Below are 6,111 nucleotides of genomic sequence, written 5' to 3' on the forward strand. Positions count from 1 at the left end.
CACCTATATGAAAAATTTTTTTGCATGTTATTTTCTACTCTTGTATACTAGATGAAGATTATTTCGAAAGGATGTTATTATGTCTATCATTTACGAACACGAACCTTTACAATTATATAAAAATTACGAAAAAGCTTGCGCTGATTTTCCAAATACAAAAGTCTATTTCGATCAAGTATTATCGACTTTCCCTGAATTTGGATTAGAAACAACTTACCAAGAAAGTTTAACAGTCATTCAAAAACGTGCATTTCAATTGGCAACTTTAGGCATTCAAAAAAGAGAAAAAGTGATGGTGTATAAATCCTCTGCTGTCGATACTTATTTATTAGCATGTGCTATCTCCTATTTAGGAGCTATTCCAGTAATGACATCTGCTCATTTACCTACTTCCATCATTGATACATTTTTTGACCGATTAGAAGATGCTTGGTTAATTTATGATGATGAAACAGCAGAAAAAGTGATGCTTTTACAAGAAAAAAATAAAGCGAAGGCTATTTCTATACAAGAAATCCAAGAACAAATTGAAACAGTTACTCTTTTCATTTCTCTTGATACAAATGAGATTAGTTATATGACACACACTTCCGGAACAACTGGTATTCCTAAACTCATTGCCCATTCTGCCAATAGCATGGGATGGAGAACTGCTTTCCAAAAGAGTATTTTCTCAAAAATGGAAGAAAAAGGATTACTAGCATTTCATATTTCTCCAGTACATTCTCGGTTTAATATCGGTATGTCTTCTTTAATGAGTTTAGGATTTCCTTATTTAGCCATTAAAGATCCAAGTATTCAAAATATTGAAACCTTACTACAACAATTCCAACCAATTGGTATTGAAACACATCCGAATAATTTTGTCCAATGGGCTACTCTTGCGAAAAAACGTCCAGAATTATTTGAACATACTCGCTATTATCACTCAACATTTGATGCGATTAATAAGGAAACTATGACTACTTTCCTAAAAACGAATCGGAAGAAAAATGGCATTTATTTACAAATTTATGGACAAAGCGAATGCGGTCCTGCAATCGTTCATAAACACACATTAGAATCATTACCAGGAATGAATATCCGTAATATGGGAATTGGATTTGAACATTTTACAAAGGCAAGAATTGCAACGAACGATGGCACACTTCTACCAACGAATACACCAGGAAATATTCAATTATATTCTAAAGGACGAGCATTAACATACTTTAAAGAAGATACTCGTTTCCAAGAAAATGTTTACGATGAATGGTGGGATACAGGTGATTATGGACTTATCAATGATAAAGGTGACTTAATCCTCCATGATCGTCAAGTAGACTTAGTAGAAACATTAGAAAGTACACTAGCTATTGAAGATTATTTACTAGATCATCTAAGCTTCCTAGAAGAAGTCGTAATTATTCGTGATAATCACGGTTATCCTCAACCAATTATAGCTATTGCCGATGGAGAACCTTTCCAAGATGAATTATGGTTTAAAGCTATTGAAAACTTACCTCATTTAAATGAGCCAATGATTATGGATTATGATAAAATTCCAAGAACAGCAACCATGAAAGTACAACGACGTGAACTAGAACAATTGTTATTTGGTAGTAATTAATATGAAACATAGTGAAAAAGCTCTCGGTGTAGCGTAAGCGTCCAATCACCAATCGTATCAAAAACGAGCTCCCCGAAATAATCGGAGAACTCGTTTTTACTTCTATTGATTTAGGTTGTTACACCTCATCAACTGATAAGGTGTAACAACATTTTATTTTTTACTGTATATACGAAGTCAATTCTAATTCTGAAATGTTTAACTGTTGAGCTCCATTTTCAATAGACAAAAGGACTTTCTTTATTAAGCCAACAATGGTTGTGAGGGTACCTTCTTCTCTACCTTCCATTCTTGCTAATTGTTTTTCTTCTGCCACATACTCTAAATGCGCATAGTAGCCATCTAGTTTCCTTGTTCGATCATCAAACATCGTTTGTTCCTCCTACAATAAGTATGCAGTCAATTCCGACTCTGACATATTTAATCTCTTTGCCCCACTTTCGATTGTGAGGATTCCATCTTTGATTAAGCCGACAATGGTTGTGATTGCTCCTTCTGCTCTACCTTTTTCTATTCCTTTTTCTATTCCTTCTTCTATTCCTTCTTCTCTACCTTCCATTCTTGCTAGTTGTTTTTCTTCTGCCACATACTCTAAATGCGCATAGTAGCCATCTAGTTTCCTTGTTCGATCATCAAACATTACTTGTTCCTCCTTTGTCCAGTTTGTTCGATTCATAATCGTATCTGCCGTTTTTAGTATTGCCTCTGGATTTTGTGTATAAGGTTTGTTACCAAAAAACTCAATCCATCGAACTTTTCTATAGTGTTTTATTTTAGTTGGATCATATTTATCTAATTCTAAAAATGCCATACGCATTAAGTTACGTTTTTCTTTGATTCCTTTAAAATATACTTTTAATTCTTCGTAGGATTCATCATCTCTTAAGCTAAATGAATGATACATACGATCATCTTCAAAATATCGTTCCTGCGTAATCGCGATAGCGTATACGGGAATCATTTCTTTTGCGAGATGATAGGTTTACGTGCCATCCATTTTATACATATTCATATTTTTGGAAATCTGTTCACATAAATATAAACACAAACGCTTAATAAAGTCAATTTGTAACGCTACCTGAATTTCAATAATAATTTGTGTGTGATCATCCAACTCTGCCAACACATCAATATGAGTCGAATAAGGAAATTCATCCAGATAAAATTCATGAATTTGTGTACTTTCTAAAATTTTTACGCTTTCAACTGGCAAATCAAATATGTCTCGTATAAACTGCGCAGTAACTGATGTATTGCTAAAAATCTTCTTTGCCATCATATCCATCATTGGTCTTGCTCCTTCAATTCGCTCTTTCATATCATTTCGTCCTCTCTTGATTTTTTGAAAGCATCTTCCAGTGACATTTCACCAAAAATTACACTTCATTTTATATATACGAAAAAAAGACGAAAAAATATTTTTATTTTGAAAATTTCTATTAGATAAAAAAGCACCTGTGTATCATAAAGGATATATTCTAACTTTCCTTTTCTAAGTTTTAGGATAGGCGTATGTTTCTGTTTCCTTTTTCGTGGAGATTGAATTAACGTTTAATGGCACAATTTGTTTTGTCATTTTACTTCCTCCATTTTTACTTCTTATTTGTAGTATAGAAGAAGTTCATATCGGATAACAGACACCTCGTTATTGGACGCTTACGAATCATAGTGAAAAAGCTCTCCGTGTAGCATACACAGGGAGCTTTAGTTTATTTGTAAAGATATTATTACATGAAAGAATTAAGAGAAGAAGAATCCATTTCCTCTAATTTTCTATTAAATATCTTACTCAAATTCATAATAACTTATCCATTTCAAATTGATTTAAGGCTATTTTGTTAATCGTAGCTAATACTTTAAAATCTTGAATAGTCAATTTATTTTCTCGAAATAATACGATACACTTATGGTCATCTTGTTCTCCAAGCAAAAGGGAGGGAACTGTACAACAAAACAATGCAGATAGTTTTTCAATAACATCTGAGGTAATATTTCTTTCACCCATTTCCATCTCTGCAATTATATTTTGATCTAACGACAAATATTCAGCAATCATATCATGAGTAAGATTTGATGCTTTCCTAAGAATATTAATTCTTTTTCCAACATCACCAACATTTATCATGAATCCTCACTCCTTATAGATATAACAGCAAAATTTGTCATAAAGTAAACTGGTTAAAATTTATTTTCCATGATAAAGTTAAATAATACCACCACTCTAAAAAAGTAGTAATATTATACAAAGGACTTCAATTATATATTATTAAGACTTATATTCATAATAATTAAATAGGATTTAAGATGACCTAAAGCTCTCCAATATACTATCCACTTTGTAAGTTTTTTCAAATATTGATTATTCTAAATTAATCTACTCATTCCCTATCTGTTACTTTTTCCAATTTCCAAGTAACTGATCTTTATTTATCTTCCGACACGTCTTATTATATTTTTCAATATAATATGCTAAATCAGGATTAAAGAACACTAGATCTCTATTTCTAAATTTGGTCATACCATTGTATTGAAAATATCTATTTGGAGATGTTTCAGTTGCTTTTATATCAAAAAATGAAACGCTATTATATACTCCATTATCATCTTTATGAAATTCAATTCCAAAATAACATATTCCTTTTTGAATTTCTTTACTAATTTCAAAATGAAGTTTCTTTTTCAAACAAATTAAATTTTCTAGACTATCGATTATTTTTATATCAATATTCTTTTTCACATTTTCAAATGGAATAATGTGATGTAACTCCCACTTTTCTGGATCATTTTGAGTATCCTCACCATTTTCATTATCTTCATTAATAATTACTATATCATCTTTTAAATCGTGATGTTCCTTATACCAAATTTTGAAATCTTTTCTTTTATCTGTCATTATACTATACTCCTTCATTAATAAGCGCTTACATTTCAACTAAAAGAAAGCCGGATAGAAAGGCTTTTTGATTACTTTCTATCCGTTTCTTTCTTCTGAAGTTACACTTTTAATCATCCATTCATCTTACAAATAGATTAATTATTTTGTGTTTCTTCCTCATCTTCTTTTTTCACAGGAAGGAATAATCCTAATCCTGCAAGAATTGAAGCTACTGCTGTAGAGAAGATGCCTAATCCATCAGCCGTACCAGTGTTTGGCAAGATGTTTTGAGAAGCTTTTGGCTTCACTGTAGGATTCTCTGTTTCAGTTGTTTGTTCATTTGGAGTGATTGTTTCAGGTTTATGTTCTGTATTATCAGTTGGTACTTCAGGTGTAGATTGTGGTTTGTTATCTCCTCTTGTTTCAGTTGATGAAACTTTTCTGAAGATATGAGTTACAATATTACCTTTAACCTCTGTTCTTACAAATACATAACCGTCAATTTCACCTGCTTCCAATGCTTCATTAGCTTCACCTGGTACTGATGGAGCTTTAGCATCTGCTGATTTCAATTCATTGCCTTGTTCATCAGTCCACTTAGTAATTACAACCTTAAGTTTTTGAGATTCAACATGACTTGGAGGTGTAATTAAGTTTCCATTCTCATCTACTCCAGTTGTTCCAATTGGTTCTGTATATTCTGGAATATCAACTACTGGTGGCTCAAGTAGATTTCCGTTTTCGTCTACTCCTGTTGTTCCAATTAGTCCAGTGTATTCTGGAATATCAACTACTGGTGGTTCAAGTAAATTACCGCTTTCGTCTACTCCTGTTGTTCCAATTGGTTTAGTATATTCAGAAATCTCTTCTTGAATTTCGGGTTGACCATTTCTAGATGAACGATGTACCACTACTGGAATTGTTTCGTTGATTGTTTCATTTCCTTTTGTGATAACTACTGGAATATTGACTGTTTGTTCTGTGTCATCTCCATTCCATGTTAAGCCACTTGGAGTACCTGTAACTTTACCGCTTGTTCCATCAATTGTTAAACCATTTGTTGGTATTGGTGTTATCGTTGTATCTGGTTTATTCGGATTGATCACTTTTTCATTGCTTGTATATGGTTGTCCATCTACTGCTGGATTTGTAGGATTTATTCTTCCTGCTGTTAACAATGTCTTATCTGTATCTCTTAACACTTTCACTTCTACACGTAACTCTACTGTTGTATCGTCTGGGTGCGTTACAGTTACTGGAATTGTCACTGTTTGTTCTTCATCATTACCATTCCATGTTAATCCACTTGGTGTTCCTTCGACTTTTCCTTGCGCATTCACTTTCAATCCTTTTGTTTCTGTTGAACTGATCACTGCGTTTGGCTTGTTCGTAGTCACAACTGGTGTCTCACCACTTGTGTACTCTTGACCTTCTGTCGCTTTCTTCGTTGGATTTGTTGCTGTTCCTGTTAATGCTGTTTTCTCTTTTGAGTGACCTGGCTCCTCTGTATCTTTGATTCCGTCTCCATCGTCATCCTCATCGTCTACGTCTGGTGTGCCATCTTTATCTGTGTCTCTTAACACTTTCACTTCTACACGTAACTCTACTGTTGTATCGTCTGGGTGCG

General features: G+C 33.0%; 7 protein-coding genes. 1 reads left to right on the forward strand and 6 read right to left on the reverse strand.

Annotated features, from left to right (window positions below):
• The first annotated feature begins 79 nt into the window (after positions 1 to 79).
• Positions 80 to 1,609, forward strand: a complete 1,530-nt coding sequence (locus RWM24_RS04095; protein WP_314111855.1) for an AMP-binding protein — start codon at positions 80 to 82, stop codon at positions 1,607 to 1,609.
• 160 nt (positions 1,610 to 1,769) lie between these two features.
• On the opposite strand, the gene RWM24_RS04100 is transcribed toward RWM24_RS04095, so the two are convergent.
• From RWM24_RS04100 to RWM24_RS04125, 6 genes are all read right to left on the reverse strand, one after another.
• Entirely contained in the window at positions 1,770 to 1,979 is a 210-nt protein-coding gene (locus RWM24_RS04100; protein ID WP_314111857.1) for a hypothetical protein, read from the reverse strand.
• 12 nt (positions 1,980 to 1,991) lie between these two features.
• Positions 1,992 to 2,570 carry a hypothetical protein gene (locus tag RWM24_RS04105; RefSeq protein WP_314111859.1) on the reverse strand — a complete coding sequence of 193 codons (579 nt, stop codon included), beginning with the start codon at positions 2,568 to 2,570 and terminating at the stop codon, positions 1,992 to 1,994.
• A 21-nt stretch (positions 2,571 to 2,591) separates the two neighbouring features.
• On the reverse strand, positions 2,592 to 2,927 hold the full coding sequence (locus RWM24_RS04110) for a PD-(D/E)XK nuclease family transposase (protein WP_314111862.1): 336 nt from the start codon (positions 2,925 to 2,927) through the stop codon (positions 2,592 to 2,594).
• A gap of 477 nt (positions 2,928 to 3,404) precedes the next feature.
• Entirely contained in the window at positions 3,405 to 3,734 is a 330-nt protein-coding gene (locus RWM24_RS04115; protein ID WP_314111864.1) for a helix-turn-helix transcriptional regulator, read from the reverse strand.
• A gap of 267 nt (positions 3,735 to 4,001) precedes the next feature.
• Positions 4,002 to 4,502 (reverse strand): hypothetical protein, encoded by a 501-nt coding sequence (locus RWM24_RS04120; RefSeq protein ID WP_314111867.1) that lies wholly within the window; start codon positions 4,500 to 4,502, stop codon positions 4,002 to 4,004.
• A 137-nt stretch (positions 4,503 to 4,639) separates the two neighbouring features.
• On the reverse strand, positions 4,640 to 6,111 hold a 1,472-nt coding region (locus RWM24_RS04125; RefSeq protein ID WP_399539326.1), incomplete at its 5' end, for an SIALI-17 repeat-containing surface protein.

The organism is uncultured Granulicatella sp., assembly GCF_963516875.1.
Classification (GTDB): Bacteria; Bacillota; Bacilli; order Lactobacillales; family Aerococcaceae; genus Granulicatella.